The organism is Streptomyces sp. NPDC102258, from assembly GCF_055584685.1.
Genome location: NZ_JBVJLO010000001.1, coordinates 482476 through 497238 on the forward strand (window position 1 = coordinate 482476; position 14763 = coordinate 497238).

Below are 14763 nucleotides of genomic sequence, written 5' to 3' on the forward strand. Positions count from 1 at the left end.
GCGCGGATCACTGTTCTCCTCCGTCTGTCCGTCTGTCCGTCCGTCGGGCCGGTCCGGCCCATCACCAGAACATCAGCGCCCGGGGCGGGAAACGTCCTGGTGAGGAAGGAGTTCCCGGCCGGGACCACGGTCCGGGCGGCGGCCCGGACCAGGACCGGAGTCCTGGTCCGGGCCGGTCCCGGCGGCTGGTGTCCGGGGCCGCGGACGGTGTGAGAATGGAACGACGAGGGCGGCCGCGCGGCGGCCCGTGGGGGAAGGCCGACACGATGGGCACGCGCGGCGACAGGCTGACGTGGACGCGCAACGACGGACTGGTGGCGGTCGGCGCGGTGGCCGTGGACCTCACGGGCTTCGCGTTCGAGGTCCAGTTCGGCGGCGCTCCCCTGCAGGTCACCGCTGCGTTCCTCGTGGTGGCCGCGGCGATGGCGCTGCTCGCCCGGCGCCGCCACCCGGTGGCGACGCTCGCCGCGGTGGTGCTGCTGACCGCAGCGACGAACCTGACCTTCCACCTGTCGCCGCACTTCGGCCTCACCCCCGCCGTCGCCCTGTTCTCGGTCGCGGTGGCCTGCCGTCCCGCCGTGGTGGCCGGCGGCGCCCTCCTGACGGCGCCGCTGGTCACCCTGGGCCAGGGTGGTCTGCCGTTCGGCCCCCCCATCGGCCTCGTCGCCAACGCCGGCGCCACCGTCCTCGTCGTCGCCACCGGCCTCCTGGTCAAACGCTGGCAGCGGGAGACCGAGGCCAACCGGGTGCTGCTCGCCGACCGGGCCGTGGCCGAGGAACGCCGCCGGATCGCCCGGGAACTGCACGACATCGTCGCCCACCACATCACCACCATGCAGCTGATGGCGGGCGGCGCCCGCGCCAACCTCGAGCACGACCCGCGGGCCGCCCGCGAAGCCCTGGTGACCCTGGAGGGCTCCGGCCGGATGGCCCTCGGCGAGATGCGCCAACTTCTGTACGTGCTGCGCGCGGGGGAGGAGCCGGAAACCGCGCCGCCCGCACCCCAGCCCGGCGCAGCGGACCTGGAGCGCATCGTCACCGAGTCCCGGCTGGGCGGCATGGAGACGGAGTTCACCGTCCGCGGCCCGGTCCGGCCGCTGCCGCCCACCGTGGGCCTCACGGTGTTCCGGGTCGTGCAGGAGGCCCTGACCAACGCCCGCAAACACGCCGGGGACGCCCGGGCCCACGTACGGCTGACGTACCGTCCGGACGAGGTCGCCGTGGAGGTGCGCGACGAAGGGCCCGGCAGCGGATCCGGCGGCGGGCCCGCCCCCGCCCGGCCGACCGGTCCCGGCGGGTACGGTCTGATCGGAATGCGTGAACGCGTCGCCCTGCAGGGCGGCACCCTGGAGGCGGCCCCGCTCGACGAGGGCGGCTTCCGGGTCGCGGCCCGTCTCCCCGTCGCAGCGGGGGCCGGCGCCGCCGAAGGAGAGGAAGCCCGTTGATCCGCGTGCTCATCGCCGACGACCAGCCACTGGTCCGGCGCGGCCTGGCCCTGATCCTGGCCCCCCACCCGGACGTGGAGGTCGTCGGCGAGGCCGGGAACGGCGCCGAGGCCGTGGAACTCGCCGGGCGGCTGGCCCCCGACGTGGTGGTCATGGACATCCGGATGCCGGTGCTCGACGGGGTCCAGGCCACCGCGGAACTGGCCCGCACCAGCCCGGGGTCCCGGGTGCTGGCGCTGAGCACCTTCGACATGGACGAGTACGTGGTCGCCGCCCTGCGCGCGGGCGCCCACGGCTTCCTGCCCAAGGACGTCTCCCCCGAGGAACTGATCGCGGCCGTCCACACCGTGCACACCGGGGAGGCGGTCGTCGCGCCGCGCCTGCTGACCCGGCTGATCTCCACCTACGTACGGGCCTCCCCGCGCGAGCCCCGGCCCGCGCCGGCCGCGTCGGCCGCCGGGCTCACCCCGCGCGAGCTGGAGATCTGGCGGCTGCTGGCCGGCGGGCTGGACAACGCCGAGATAGCCGCGGAACTGGACATCAGCGTCTCCACGGTCAAGAACCACATCACCGGCATCTTCGCCAAGCTGGGCGTCCGCGACCGGGCGCAGGCCGTCATCGCCGCCTACGAAACGGGGCTGGTCGAGGCCGACCGGAGGAGCACTTGATCACCAAGTGTCCGCCGACGACCGCATTCGGCCCGGCAGACCCTCCTCTGACCAGCCAGAACGCTGGATGATCCGCCCGTTTGCGAGCGCGCCCCGGCATGGCACAGTGCCTGGAGCACCACCGCCGGACCAGGGAGCCGCCATGCGTGAACAGCAGCCCGTGCCGCCGACGCTCGCGGCCCCGCCCGGACGCGACGGGGCGCGGCCGGCCCTGCTGCCCGCCTGCCCGGCGTGCGGGGCCGTGCCCGAGCGGATCTCCTGGCGGCAGCGCCCGGGCGAACCGGTGCTCCTGTCCTTCACCCCCTGCGGCCACCACCACGCCTCACCCCGCCCGCCCGTGCTGGCCGTCACCCCGCCCGCCCCGTTCCGCGACTGAGCGGGCCCGGCTGCTCAGGGGGCGGGGACCGGGCCGCGCATGTGTGCGCTGACCCACTGGATCAGGGCGCCGTCGTGCATGCCGGGGACGTAGCTGCGGGCGTTGTGGGCGCCGCCCTCGATGATGTGGAACCGCGTCTTCACGGGCCCGGTGCCGTACCGGGCGATGAACTCCTCGATCTTCGGACGGCACCGGACGTCGCTGCCCTTCGTGCCGACCTGGAAGGCGAGGTAGACCTCGGGGCCCTGCCGCTCGATGAGCCGCTGCGCGAGCCACGGCGGACTGTTCTCCAGCTGCTCCCGCGGATGCCCCTGCCACAGACGCGAGTCGGGCAGGATGTCCGGCCCCCCGGCGATCACCGCCTTGAACCGCTCCGGCTTCTGCAGCACCGCCTTCAGCCCGGCGAAGCCGCCGGTGGAGCTGCCCATGAAGGCCCAGCCGTCCCGGGACCTGATGGTCCGGAAGGCGGACCGCACCAGATCGGGCACGTCCTCCGTCAGCCAGGTCCCCATCCTCGGCTGGCCCGGGATGTCGCTGCCGTCCCAGTACAGGCCCTCCTTCCCGTCCGTCCGCGGGTTGAGGACCGGCATGGCCAGGATGAACGGCAGGCTGCTGCCCTCCCGCGACCAGCGGGAGATGCTCGCCTCCAGCTTGAGGTTGCGGTCCATCCAGTAGTTGACGGGGAAGCCCGGCCCGCCCGGCAGCGCGATCAGCACCGGGAACCCGCTGCGGGCGTACCGGGGTTCCTTGTACTGCGGCGGCAGCCACAGCCAGACCTTGCCCGTGAAGCCGGACTTCTTCCCGGTGAGGGTGGTCACCATGACCTTGCTGCCGTCCTCCGGGATCGTCGCGGCGATCCGCAGCTCCGGCGCGGGGCCGGTGGGCAGCCGGGTCTGCGCGTCCACGGGGGCGCCCCGCGTCCGGCCCGGCCCCACGTCCAGCCGTACGGTCTGCCCGGTGTCGGAGGAGGCCCCGGAGGAGCCGAGCAGGCCGCCCGCCACCGCCCCCATGAGGGCCATGGCCACCGCGCCCCCGATCCAGCGGCCGCGGCGCGGGCGCGCGCGGCGGTGTCCTGCGACGCCGACCGTGTCGTTCACGCCAGCAGTATGTCCCTTTCACCCCCAACAGGGCCTGTGGCAGGCCGATGACCGCGACCTCGTATCCTGCAACCAGCTCGGCCCCGAGCAGTGTCGAAGGGCCGTGCCGCGCCCCCGGCGCGGGCACGGCGGGAAAGGGAGACCCCTGATGGACGTGCAGCACTTCGAGCGGATCACCGCGTTCATCGAGGCGCGGCTGACCCCGCTGTTCGACGCGGAGATCGGGAGTGAGCGCGGTTTCGCGATGGACGACACCTCCCGGGCCCTGCGCGCGCTGCGCAACAGCGTGCTGGAGGCGTCCGCGGTGAAGGGGCTCATCGAGCGGCGGGAGACGGCCGACCAGCGGATGCGCAACGTCATCGACCAGTCGGTGGAGCACCACTGGGACGTGCTGCGCGGTATCGCCCGCCAGTGGGAGGACCACGCGGACTTCCGCCGGGAGTTCAAGCGCCACGCCTGGGAGCTCGACGAGGTCCCCGCCTCCGCGTGAGCCGTGGCAGGTCCGCCGGGCGGTGACGGCCGGCGCGTGCGGCGTGCCGTCCGGCGCCACCGCGGCGCCCGGTGAGCCCGCCGCAGCGGCGGCCGGCGCGTCCGCGTCATCTGCTGGGCGCGCCGCCGATCAGGTAGTCGACCCGGCGCCGCAGTCCGCTCCAGCGCCGGTCATGGTGGTAGGCGCGCTTCATGCTCCGGGCCCGTGCCCTCGGCCGCCGCCGGTAGAAGCGCCGCGCCCACGGCGAGACGGGCCGGGCCAGCCGGACCGCCGCGACCAGGGCGATGAGCGGCACGATCACCCCGAGCACGGCCATCCGCGGCTTCCCTTTGAGGAGGGCGACGAGGGCCACCAGCAGGTTGAGCGCCACCGTCCCCACGACCGTCAGCCGGCTCTGTTCCTCCTCCGGCGTCAGCCCGTCCACGCCGAGCGGCAGGAAGCCGCACAGCAGCAGGGCCGCGAGCGCCGAGGTCATGATGACGACCTCGATGCTGACGGTCCCCTCCTTGGTCCAGTAGACGTCGCTCAGGTGCAGGATCAGCGCGAACTCGTCCAGCACCAGACCGGTGCCCATCCCGAACAGCACGGCCGCGCACCAGGCGCCCCACCCCGTCCGGCCGCCCGCGATCGCGGTGAACCCGCCCACGGTCATGAGGATCACCCCGGGTACCGCGTGGTGCACGTGCAGCCCGCCCGGGGTGACATTGCGGAAGGGGCCCTTCCCGGCCCGGATCATGCGGGTGATCACCCGGGTCACGGCGAAGGTCAGCACGAACGCGGACAGGGCCAGCAGCAGCGCCAGTTTCCCCGGCTCCAGGATGTTGCGGTACCACCATGCGCCCATGGCGTCACCCTCCCGGCCCCGGCGGCCCCCCGCACCGCGAGCACCGCCGTTCGGGCACCCCGGCGCCATGCGCGGCGCGTCAGGAGCGCCGCACGTCCTCGTACCGGGGCGTACGCGACGGCCACGCCCGGACGGGGGAATACGCGGCCCCGTGCGTGGCGGTGGCCGGCCGGCGTGGAAGCCATGCTGCATGCCGCCGGTGTCCCCGCCCCTGCGTACGGCCGCGTCCTACGCCTGGCGCCTGCTGGTCGTGGGCGCCGCCGTCTACGCGGTCTTCGTCGTGCTGGGCCGCTTCCACGAGATCACCGTGGCGCTCTTCCTCGGCCTGGTGATCACCGCCCTGCTCAACCCCCTCGTGGGGCTCCTGTCCCCGTGGGTGCCCCGGCCGCTCGCGGTCGCGGTGAGTCTGATCGGCAGCGCCGTGGTGCTGCTGGGCGTGCTCGCCCTGGTCGGTGAGGCGGTGGCGGGGGAGAGCGGCACCCTGGTGGGGGAGTTCCGTCAGGGGCTGACCAGCATCCAGGGGTGGCTGGCGCGGCCGCCCTTCCGGCTGGACCCGCACGCGCTCGCCGACCTCCAGTCGAAGGTCGGCGACTACGTCTCCAGCCACCGCTCGACGCTGCTGAACACGGCGGTCAGCGGCGCCGGCCAGCTGGTGCAGGTGCTCACCATGCTGGCGCTCGCCGTGTTCTCCTCGGTGTTCTTCCTGTACGGCGGCGACCGCCAGTGGGAGTGGTTCACCGAGCAGGTGCCGCAGCGGGCCCGGGGGCGGGTGGCGATCGGCGGGCGCGCGGCCTGGCGGACCTTCACCGGCTACACCCACGGGATCGTGCTGGTGGCCGCCACGAACGCGGTGCTCGTGGGGGTCGCCCTCTTCTTCCTCGGGGTCCCGCTGGCCGTGCCGCTGGCCCTGCTGGAGTTCCTCGCCGCCTTCATCCCGCTCATCGGCTCGCCGGTGGCCCTCGCGGTGGCCGCCGTGGTCGCCCTGGCGGCGAAGGGGCCGGTGGTCGCGGCCGTCGTGATCGCGCTGATCGTGGTCATCGGGCAGATCGAGGGACATCTGCTGCATCCGCTGGTGATGAGCTGGGCGGTACGGCTGCACCCGCTGGTGGTGGCCGTCTCGGTGGTCGCGGGCGCCATCGCGGCCGGAGTGGTCGGAGCCGTGGTCGCCGTCCCGCTCGTGTCGGTGGTCTGGTCGGTCCGCACCGCCTTGCGCGCACCGGCCCCCGAGGCGCCCCCGGCGCCGCCGCCCGTCGCGGAATCGTCGTGATCGCGCGGCCCGCTTACCGTGGAGGTGGGGGGCGAGGCGGAAGGCGGTTGCCATGGCAGAGCACACGGCCCCCGGAGCGGCGGCCCGCGAGCTGGAGGACGGCCGGTTGCTGAGGGAACTGGAGACCATCCACCGCACGCGCCACGAGACGTTGCTGCACGGGTCGGACGAGGCTCTGGCCACGCACACCCAACGGCAGCGGGAGCTGGAGGAGGAGTACCTCCGCCGTCATCCGCGGCGCGCCACCACGCCAGGCCGGACCCGCTCGGGCGCCCGGGCCCGTACGGCGGGCGACGGCTGAGCCTTCCGCGACCGGCCCCCTGAACCTGGTCCGCCCCGCGAATGCGCGGGGCGGCACGTCACTTCTGCCCGTGGGGCGCATGGCGAAACCCGAGAGCGGGACAGTGTAAGGCCATCGTGTCTCAGGTGAGCCTTCATTGCGTCGAGTGAGACATCTCTGTATCATTCGAGGCGAAGGAGGCTCACTTTTCCATGCGTGAAGAAGAACTGCTCGACGCCGCAGCGGGCGTCCTCGCCGGCGATCACAGCGCGTCGATGACGCAGATCGCCGCGGGCATCGGCATCAGCCGGGCCACGCTCAGCCGCCGCTACGCGACCCGCGAGGCGCTGCTGAAGGCCGTCGCCGTACGCGCCATCGACGTGGTCGACGGCTGCCTCGCCCCCGCCGACCTGCCCGGGGCGCGCGCCGACGGCCCCTCCTTCGACGCCGCGCTGGACGACCTCGTGGTCGCCCTGCTGCCCGCCGCCCACCTGTACGGGTTCACCTCGCGCGACGCCACCGTCCTCGCCGACGCCGCCTTCCGGGCCGGACTGGAGCGCCAGGACCAGCGCGCCCTCGCCTTCCTCGCCCTCGGCCAGCGGCTGGGGCGGCTGCGCGCCGACCTCCCGCCGTACTGGATCTGGTACTCCCTCTGGGGCCTGCTCGACGCCGCCGCCGAAGGCGTGCGCGACGGCCACCTGGCACCCCGCGACATCGGCCGCCTCGTCCTCGCGACCTTCCTCGACGGAGCGCGGCCCCCCTGGCCGCCGCCGGCCCCGGCCCCCGCCGCCTGATCCGCCGCCCCGGGCGGCATCCCGTGCGCACACCCGAACGGAATCCCATGCACACCCCCACGCTGGACCCGCGTCGCTGGATCATCCTGGCGATCCTCTCCGGCAGCCTCCTGCTCATCTCGATGGACACCACGATCCTCAACGTGGCCTTCCCCTCGCTCGTCGCCGACCTCCAGCCCGGCGCCGTACAGCAGCTGTGGATCATCGACGTCTACGCACTGGCCCTGTCCGGCCTGCTCGTCACCGCCGGCGCGCTCGGCGACCGCTGGGGCCGCAAGCGGCTGCTCCTCACCGGGTTCGCGATCTTCTCCGTGGCCTCGCTGATCGCCGTCTTCTCCACCGAGGCCTGGCACCTCATCGCGGCCCGCGCCCTCCTCGGCGTGGGCGGCGCGGCCATCATGCCCTCCACCCTGTCGATCCTGCGCAGCGTCTTCACCGACGCCCGGGAACGCGCCTTCGCCCTCGCCGTGTGGGCCGCAGTCTTCGGCGGCGGCATGGCCTTCGGCCCGGTGGTCGGCGGCCTCCTGGTCCAGGACTACGGCTGGCACTCCGCCTTCCTCCTCAACCTCCCCGTCGCCGCCGTGATCGTCGCCGCCGGGCTGCGCTACCTGCCCGAATCCCGCAACCCGCGCAGCACCGGCCGCTGGGACTGGGCCGGCGTCGGCCAGTCCGTCGTCGGCATGCTCGCCCTCGCGGGCGGCATCAAGGAACTCGGCAAGGCCGGCGCCGGCGACCCGCTCGCCTGGGCCCTGCTGGCCGTGGCCGTCGTCGCGCTCACCGTGTTCGTCCGCCGCCAGCTGCGCGTGGACAACCCGCTGCTCCAGGTGCGGCTGTTCGCCAAGCCCGCCTTCAGCGTCGCCGCCACCGCGATCTTCCTGCCGATGGTCGGCATGGGCGCGGTCCTCTTCCTCGTCACCCAGTGGTTCCAGTACGGCCAGGGCTACACCCCCCTCGAAGCCGGACTGCGCCTGCTGCCCGCCCCGCTCGCGCTGATCTGCGCCTCGATGGTGGCGCCCACGCTGATGCACCGCTTCCCGATCCGCCACGTGCTCGGCGCCGGACTGGTGGTCCTCGCGGCCGGCATGGCCCTGCCCTGGACCCTCCAGCAGTTCAGCGGCCTCGGCTACCCCGCCATCGCGGCCGCCCTGACGGTCATGGGGCTCGGCGCGGGCATCGCGACCACCGTGGCCTCCGTGACCCTGGTCTCCGCCGCGCCCGCCGACGAGGTCTCCAGCGCCGCCGCCATCGAGGAGACCTGCTACGAACTGGGCTCCGCCATGGGCGTCGCCATCCTCGGCAGCACCGCCGCCGCGCTCTACCGGGGCAACCTGCCCGCGCTCGACCTGGACGGAGCGGCCACGAGCGCCGTACGGGACTCCGTGGGCGAGGCGGCGCACACCGCCCAGCAACTCGGCGGCACCGTGGGGCAGGCCCTCCTGGAGACGGCCTCGCGGGCCTACACCCTGGCGATCACCCCCGCCTTCCTGCTGGCCGCGTTCCTGGCCGTGGCCGCCGCGGCGACGGCCTGGGCGCTGATCCCGCGCGACCTCCAGCCCACCGAGAACCACTGACGTACGCCGGCTCCCGGCCTCCGTCCGCCGCTCCCGGCGCCGCCCTCACCGCGGCGCCGGGAGCGGCGGCGCGTCCGGGCAGGCCGTCGCGCCGGGGGCTGCCGGGGGCGGGCCCAGGGTGGTCGTGCCCGGCGCCGCCGCGCGGTGGCCGAGCCCGGTGCGGTAGGCGTCGAGCGCCGCCTCGGTGCGGCCCGCCCGCCGCAGCAGGTCGCCCAGCAGCCGGCACAGGTCCGCCAGATCGCCGCCCGCCCCGCTGCGCTCCAGCAGCGCCAGTGCCCGTACGTAGTGCTCCTCGGCCGCCTCCGTGTCCCCGCGTTCCTGCGCGATCAGCCCCAGCAGCCGGTGCGCGCCGCCCGCGTGCACGGCCCCGGCGTCGACCGACCCCGGCCCGCCGTCCGGGTCCACCAGGGCCGAGACCAGCTCCACCGCCTCGTCGAACCGGCGCAGCCGGCGCAGCACGTCGGCCAGCTCCACCTCCACCTGCGCGGTGTACAGGGTCGCCCGCCGGGCCGCCAGCATCTCCCGCGCGGTCCGCAGCTCGCGCTCCGCCGCCACCAGTTCCCCGTGCTGCGCCTGGAGGTAGCCGCGCATCCAGTGGCAGTGCGCCAGGTCCGTACGCATCCGCAGCTGCCGGTACACCGCCTGGGCCTTCTCCAGCGCGGCGTCGGCGTCCGCGGGCCGCCCCTCCGCGAGGAAGGTCCGCGCCACCTGCCGGTGCATCCCCGCCACCAGTACGGGGTCCCCGACCCGGGGCGCCAACGCCAGCGCCAGTTCGGCGGCGTGGGCCGCCCGGGCCAGGGCGCCCATGTCGAGGTACGGGCTGATCACCGCCGCGTACAGCAGGACCAGCGCCTCCGGATCCCCGAGGCCCCCCGCGTTCAGCGCGTCGATCGCGGACTCCAGCAGGTAGCAGGCGTACCGCAGTTCCCCGCGCAGCAGGTGGGCGACGGCCCGGCCGCGCACGGCCCGCGCCCGGCGCGGCAGCGGTTCGGCGGCCAGCAGCAGCTCCGCCGCCTCGAAGTGGCGGGCCGCCCCGGCCGGATCGCCGGATTCCAGGGCGCAGTCGCCGAGCCCGAGCAGGGCCTCCGCCCGCTCGCCGGTGAGGTCCAGCCGCTCCGCCTCGGCGAGCAGCCGCGCGAAGTCCGGTGCGGCCTCCCGCGCCGAGCCGGTGGCCAGGGTGCGCTGGGCGTCGGTGAGGGCCAGCCGCAGCTCGGTGGCCACGTGCGCCGGACGGCCCGTGGCCAGCTCCTCGTACGAGGTGCCGAGCCGCCCCGCGAGGAAGCGCAGCGCGGTCTCCGAGGGCCGCACCTTGCCGGCCTCCAGGGTGGAGACGTACGCCGGGGTGTAGCCGGGCTGGGCCAACTGCTTCTGCGTCAGGCCGCGTTCGGTGCGCAGCCGCTGCACCCGGCGGCCGATCTCGGCCGGTTCGTCCATGAGGTCCCCCTGTCGTGCGCCCGACTGGGCCCGGTCGTCGTTCAACTCACCAGTATTCAGCGGGAGTCACCCATTGCGCGGAATGCGTGCGCCGCTTAATTTAAGCAGCCGATTCAGCAGATTTAACTATGCACTTAACCGCGTACGGAACTTCCGGGCCGAACCCGCGCTCCCGACGGAGGACTTCATGAGACCAGCCGACCGACCGAGCCGCGGGCCGGTGCTGCGCACGGCCCTCGCCGCGCTCTGCGCGGGCGCCGCCCTGCTCGCCGCCACCGCACCCGGGGCGGCGGCCGCCCCGCCGCCCCGCCCGGGCGCCGCCGTCGAGGTCGAGATACCGGGCCCGGAACACGGCACGGAAGCGGGCTCCGGGCACGTCCGGGTGCCGGCCACCGGTCCGGCGAAGGACGCGCCCCGCCTGTCCGGGGCCGCGCGGGACGCCGACGGGCAGGTCACGAAGATGATCGACAACGGGCCCGTCGGCGACCGCCTCGACGTGGTCGTGATCGGCGACGGCTACACCGCCGGCCAGCTCGGACAGTTCCACGCCGACGCCCGCGCGAAGTGGGCCGAGGTCACCGCCGTCGAGCCGTACACGACGTACCGCGACCTCTTCAACGTATGGACCGTGGACGCCGTCTCCGCCGAGTCGGGCGTCTCCGGCGACCCCGGCCCGGACAGCGTGCGCGCTACCGCGCTCGGCTCGTACTTCTGGTGCGAGTCCATCGAGCGGCTGCTCTGCGTCGACCAGCCCAAGGTGGACGCGTACGTGGCCAAGGCGCCCGCCGCCGACCTGGTCATCGTCCTGGCCAACAGCGCCAAGTACGGCGGCGCCGGCTACAACGAGCCCAGCGCCACGCTCGGCTACGAGGGCATATCCACTGCCTCCGCAGGCCACCCCAAGTCGGGGCAGGTCGCCATCCACGAGACCGGGCACTCCCTCGGCAAGCTCGCGGACGAGTACTTCTACCCCGGCGTCCCCGACTACGAGAAGTACACCGGCCCCGAACCGGCCGAGCCCAACACCTCCACGCTGGACGCCGCCGCGATGGCCGGGCAGCGGGCCAAGTGGTACCGCTGGCTGGGCGAGGAGTCCCCCGACGGCGGGGCCGTCGGCGCCTACGAGGGCGGCGGCTACTACGTCACCGGCCTCTACCGGCCCACCGACAGCTCGATCATGCGCGTCCTCGGCAAACCCTTCAACCTGCCCGGCGTCGAGGCCATGATCGGCGGATTCCACCGCCACGCGAACCTGGTCACCCCGCTCACGCGTACCGACCGGACCCTGCGGCCGCGCGACACCGCGAAGGCCGCCGTCCCGCGCCTGCACGCCCCGGACGGACGGCAGGTGACGGTGCGCTGGTACCTCGACGGGCGGGAGGTCAAGCGGCTCGCGGGCCGCACCGAGGTACGCGTGGCCGAGCTGTGGCTGCACGACCTGCGCACCCACAGGCTGTCGGTGACCGCCGAGGACCGCACCCCCGCCGTCCGCGACCCGGCCATCGCCCGCACCCTCACCTCCACGGCCGCCTGGAGCGTCCGCCTCTGAGCGGTCCGCCCGCCGCCAGGGCCGGTCCAGGTGGGCGAGGACGGCGCGGACCGGTCAGGAAGGCCCGGGACCGGCCGCGTGGCGCCAGAAGTCGCGCATCACCGCGGGCGGGGTCGGGCCGGTCAGCGCGCGCTGGGTCAGCAGGATCGCCACGGTGCCGGTGGCGGGGACGATGTGGGCGGCCGTGCCGGTGCCGCCCACCCAGCCGTAACGGCCGTAGACGTTCCACGGATCCCGGGAGACGACGTCCACCGAGCCGCCGAAGCCCCAGCCCTGGCCCTCCAGGAAGAGCTCCCCGCCCGCCCGTTGGGCCGGCGTCAGCCAGTCCGTGGTCATCAGCCGGACGGCTCCGGGCGACAGCAGCGCCCGGCCGTCGTCGTCGGCGCCCCCGGCGAGCAGCATCCGGGCGAAGGCGTACAGGTCGCCGGCGGTGGAGACCAGGCCGCCCGCACCGGACGGGAACGCCGGCGGCCGGCTCCACTGCCCGTCGGGGGCGTCGATCAGTTCGAGCGGACCGCCGTCCCCGGACCCGCCGCGGTAGTAGCCCGTGAACCGGCCGAGCCGGTCCTGCGGCACAGCGAACACCGTGTCCGTCATGCCCAGCGGTCCGAAGACCCGCTCCTGGAGGAACGCGGGCAGTGACACCCCCGCTGCCCGGGCGATCAGCACGCCGAGGATGTCGGAGCAGGTGTTGTACAGCCAGGCCTCACCCGGCTGGTAGAGCAGCGGGATCCGGGACAGCGCCGCCATCCAGTCGTCCGGCGCCGCGACCCGCTGCGGCTGCGGCGGCCCCTGCCCCAGCTCGCTGAAGAGCAGTTCGACGGCCGGCCAGGAGAAGTCCGCGGGGAAGCCCCAGCCCGCCCGGAAGGTCATCAGGTCCTCCACGGTGAGGGGCCGCGCGGCCGGCACCACGTCGTCGACGGGCCCGTCCGGCCTGCGGACGACCACCGGCGACGCCAGTTCGGGCAGCCAGCGGGCGACCGGGGCGTCCAGGGCGAGCCGGCCGTCGCCCACCAGCATCATCACGGCGGCGGCGGTGACCGGCTTGGTCAGCGAGGCGATGCGGAAGAGCGTGTCCGGGGCCATCGGCGTACCGCCGCCCGCCTCCGCGTACCCGAGGGCGGCGGTCTCGACCCGGTCGCCGCGCGCGACCAGCGCCACCGCCCCCGGCAACGCGCCGCCGCTCACGTAGGGGTCAAGGATCTCGTGCAGGCCGGTCATCGGATCACCTTCCGGGGGAGCGGGGGCCGGGAGCGGGGAGAGCGTCCCACAGGCCGCAGTGGTGCGCGGAGGCGGCCTCGACCGGCCGGACGCCGTCCGCCCCCGGCGCCAGTGCGAGCACCGGTCCGGCGGCGGACGGCGTGAACCGCGGCCAGGCCACGGCGCCGGCCCCGTCGGGCGAGCCGGTACGGGCGAAGCGCGTCCAGTAGCCGGTCATCGCCTCCGACAGCGGCCGCCGGGGCCCGGTCAGCGGCACCGACCGGAAGAGGTAGGGCAGTTCGAAGCCGTGCGCGGCGCCGTACGGGAAGTCCGCGAGCTCCGGCAGCCCGCTGGAGTTCGGGGCGCCCCGGTCGGCGAAGAGGTACCCGTACGTGGGCACGTGGCGGGCCAGCGCCCGGCCGTCGCGCAGCGCCGGGCAGGTGAACGAGGCGTCGGACAGCGCCGTCGCCCAGGCCAGCGCGGCCGTGGGGAAGGCGCCCGGCGGGTACGCGGCCTCGATGGCCGGGGCCGCCGTACCGAAGGAGGCCGACAGCCGCCGGCGGTAGCCCCGTTCGCCGTCGACCGGGTACGCGGCCAGGGTCTGGGCGAGGAAGAGCCGCATCTCGTCCAGGGTCGTGCCCAGGACCACCGGGACCCGGTGGAAGCGGCCCGACTCCAGGGCCCGGCGCGGTGCGAGGGGCAGCAGGGCGTTGCCGTAGGAGAGCCCGGAGAAGCCGTTCATCAGCTCGGCCGTCGCCAGCCGGGCCACGGGCAGGGCGCGCAGGCAGTCCGCCACCGTGCCGGACCGGGGCGCGCCGCAGCCGAGCCGGGCCGCCGCCCGGACGCCCTCGGAGACGGTGCGCCGCTCGGGCACGAACGGCTCGTAGGCGCCGAGCGTCGGCAGCAGGGCGTACGGCGGCATCGTGGTCGAGCAGGAGCCGCTCTGCGCGACCGCCCGCCGGAACAGACCGGCCGAGGCGGGGGAGACCAGGTGGGCGCAGACGGAGAGCCCGCCCGCCGACTCCCCGAACACCGTCACCCGGTCCGGGTCCCCGCCGAAGGCCGCCGCGTTGGCCCGGACCCAGCGCAGCGCCGCCTGCTGGTCGGCCAGCCCGAAGTCGGGGGCGCCGCCGAGGTCCGGGTGGCCGAAGAAGCCGAAGACGCCGAGGCGGTAGTTGGCGGTGACGACCACCACGCCGCCCCGCGTGACCAGCGGTTCGGGCCGGTAGGGGTCGCCGGCGCCGTTGCGGAACCCGCCGCCGTGGAACCACACCATGACCGGGCGGCCCCGGCCGGGCCCGGCGGGGGCGGTCACGTTCAGGTACAGGCAGTCCTCGGAGCCACTGGGGCCGCCCGGCCCGAGCGGCGGCAGTTGCACGCAGCGGGCCCCGGGCGCTCCCGCGTCGAGGACCCCCGTCCGGCGCGGGGCGGCGCGCGGCAGCCGCCAGCGCAGCGGGCCCGTGGGCGGGGCGGCGTACGGGATGCCCTGGAAGGTGGCGTACGTTCCGTGCGCGCGGCCCCGTACGGGTCCCTCGGCGGTGGCCACGACCGGCCGGGGGCCGCTCCCCGCGGCGGCGGCCGATGGGGCCGACCCGGCGGAGCAGAGCAGGAGCGCGGCGATCAGGCGGCGGGTGCGGTGGCGGTGGTGGCGGGCGGGGCGGGGATCCGGCACGGCGGGCACCTCCGGTCCTGGGCGACGGGCACGCCCACTGTGCCCCGCCCGGCGCCCGGGGCCCGTGCGGGGCGGG

14 protein-coding genes are annotated in these 14763 nt (G+C 75.1%); 9 read left to right on the top strand and 5 right to left on the bottom strand.

What is annotated here, in order from left to right; all coding sequences use genetic code 11:
- Positions 1-215: 215 nt before the first annotated feature.
- The 3 genes from ACZ6ZT_RS02230 to ACZ6ZT_RS02240 all read left to right on the top strand — a co-directional run bounded on the left by ACZ6ZT_RS02230 (position 216) and on the right by ACZ6ZT_RS02240 (position 2489).
- Positions 216-1445, top strand: coding sequence for a sensor histidine kinase (locus ACZ6ZT_RS02230; protein ID WP_469714705.1), 1230 nt, complete (start codon positions 216-218; stop codon positions 1443-1445).
- On the top strand, positions 1442-2113 hold the full coding sequence (locus ACZ6ZT_RS02235) for a response regulator (RefSeq protein ID WP_469714707.1): 672 nt from the start codon (positions 1442-1444) through the stop codon (positions 2111-2113). Before ACZ6ZT_RS02230 ends, ACZ6ZT_RS02235 begins: the two co-directional genes overlap by 4 nt.
- A gap of 142 nt (positions 2114-2255) precedes the next feature.
- Positions 2256-2489: a hypothetical protein gene (locus ACZ6ZT_RS02240; RefSeq protein WP_469714708.1), complete on the top strand. Its 234-nt coding sequence runs from the start codon at positions 2256-2258 to the stop codon at positions 2487-2489.
- Positions 2490-2503: 14 nt separating this feature from the next.
- Here ACZ6ZT_RS02240 and ACZ6ZT_RS02245 read toward each other — a convergent pair whose 3' ends face one another.
- The gene (locus ACZ6ZT_RS02245; RefSeq protein WP_469714709.1) at positions 2504-3586 is read right to left on the bottom strand and encodes an alpha/beta hydrolase; all 1083 of its coding nucleotides are present in this window, start codon (positions 3584-3586) and stop codon (positions 2504-2506) included.
- A gap of 148 nt (positions 3587-3734) precedes the next feature.
- Here ACZ6ZT_RS02245 and ACZ6ZT_RS02250 point away from each other — a divergent pair, with 148 nt between their 5' ends.
- A complete protein-coding gene (locus ACZ6ZT_RS02250) occupies positions 3735-4076 on the top strand; it encodes a hypothetical protein (RefSeq protein ID WP_469714711.1) in 342 nt (113 codons plus the stop codon).
- A gap of 106 nt (positions 4077-4182) precedes the next feature.
- Here ACZ6ZT_RS02250 and ACZ6ZT_RS02255 read toward each other — a convergent pair whose 3' ends face one another.
- Positions 4183-4920 (bottom strand): hypothetical protein, encoded by a 738-nt coding sequence (locus ACZ6ZT_RS02255; protein ID WP_469714712.1) that lies wholly within the window; start codon positions 4918-4920, stop codon positions 4183-4185.
- Positions 4921-5110: 190 nt separating this feature from the next.
- Here ACZ6ZT_RS02255 and ACZ6ZT_RS02260 point away from each other — a divergent pair, with 190 nt between their 5' ends.
- From ACZ6ZT_RS02260 to ACZ6ZT_RS02275, 4 genes are all read left to right on the top strand, one after another.
- Positions 5111-6187 (top strand): AI-2E family transporter, encoded by a 1077-nt coding sequence (locus ACZ6ZT_RS02260; protein ID WP_469714713.1) that lies wholly within the window; start codon positions 5111-5113, stop codon positions 6185-6187.
- Positions 6188-6239: 52 nt separating this feature from the next.
- Positions 6240-6488 carry a DUF6158 family protein gene (locus tag ACZ6ZT_RS02265; RefSeq protein WP_469714715.1) on the top strand — a complete coding sequence of 83 codons (249 nt, stop codon included), beginning with the start codon at positions 6240-6242 and terminating at the stop codon, positions 6486-6488.
- 191 nt (positions 6489-6679) lie between these two features.
- On the top strand, positions 6680-7261 hold the full coding sequence (locus ACZ6ZT_RS02270) for a TetR/AcrR family transcriptional regulator (protein ID WP_469714716.1): 582 nt from the start codon (positions 6680-6682) through the stop codon (positions 7259-7261).
- Positions 7262-7308: 47 nt separating this feature from the next.
- Positions 7309-8832, top strand: a complete 1524-nt coding sequence (locus ACZ6ZT_RS02275) for an MFS transporter (protein WP_469714717.1) — start codon at positions 7309-7311, stop codon at positions 8830-8832.
- A gap of 45 nt (positions 8833-8877) precedes the next feature.
- On the opposite strand, the gene ACZ6ZT_RS02280 is transcribed toward ACZ6ZT_RS02275, so the two are convergent.
- Positions 8878-10266 carry a helix-turn-helix domain-containing protein gene (locus tag ACZ6ZT_RS02280; protein ID WP_469715019.1) on the bottom strand — a complete coding sequence of 463 codons (1389 nt, stop codon included), beginning with the start codon at positions 10264-10266 and terminating at the stop codon, positions 8878-8880.
- Between the two features lie 187 nt (positions 10267-10453).
- On the opposite strand from ACZ6ZT_RS02280, the gene ACZ6ZT_RS02285 reads away from it, so the two are divergent.
- Positions 10454-11815 carry a M64 family metallopeptidase gene (locus tag ACZ6ZT_RS02285; RefSeq protein ID WP_469714719.1) on the top strand — a complete coding sequence of 454 codons (1362 nt, stop codon included), beginning with the start codon at positions 10454-10456 and terminating at the stop codon, positions 11813-11815.
- A 54-nt stretch (positions 11816-11869) separates the two neighbouring features.
- On the opposite strand, the gene ACZ6ZT_RS02290 is transcribed toward ACZ6ZT_RS02285, so the two are convergent.
- Both ACZ6ZT_RS02290 and ACZ6ZT_RS02295 read right to left on the bottom strand, forming a co-directional pair.
- Positions 11870-13036 (bottom strand): serine hydrolase domain-containing protein, encoded by a 1167-nt coding sequence (locus ACZ6ZT_RS02290; protein ID WP_469714720.1) that lies wholly within the window; start codon positions 13034-13036, stop codon positions 11870-11872.
- Positions 13037-13040: 4 nt separating this feature from the next.
- The gene (locus tag ACZ6ZT_RS02295) at positions 13041-14687 is read right to left on the bottom strand and encodes a carboxylesterase/lipase family protein (RefSeq protein WP_469714721.1); all 1647 of its coding nucleotides are present in this window, start codon (positions 14685-14687) and stop codon (positions 13041-13043) included.
- Between the last annotated feature and the right edge of the window lie 76 nt (positions 14688-14763).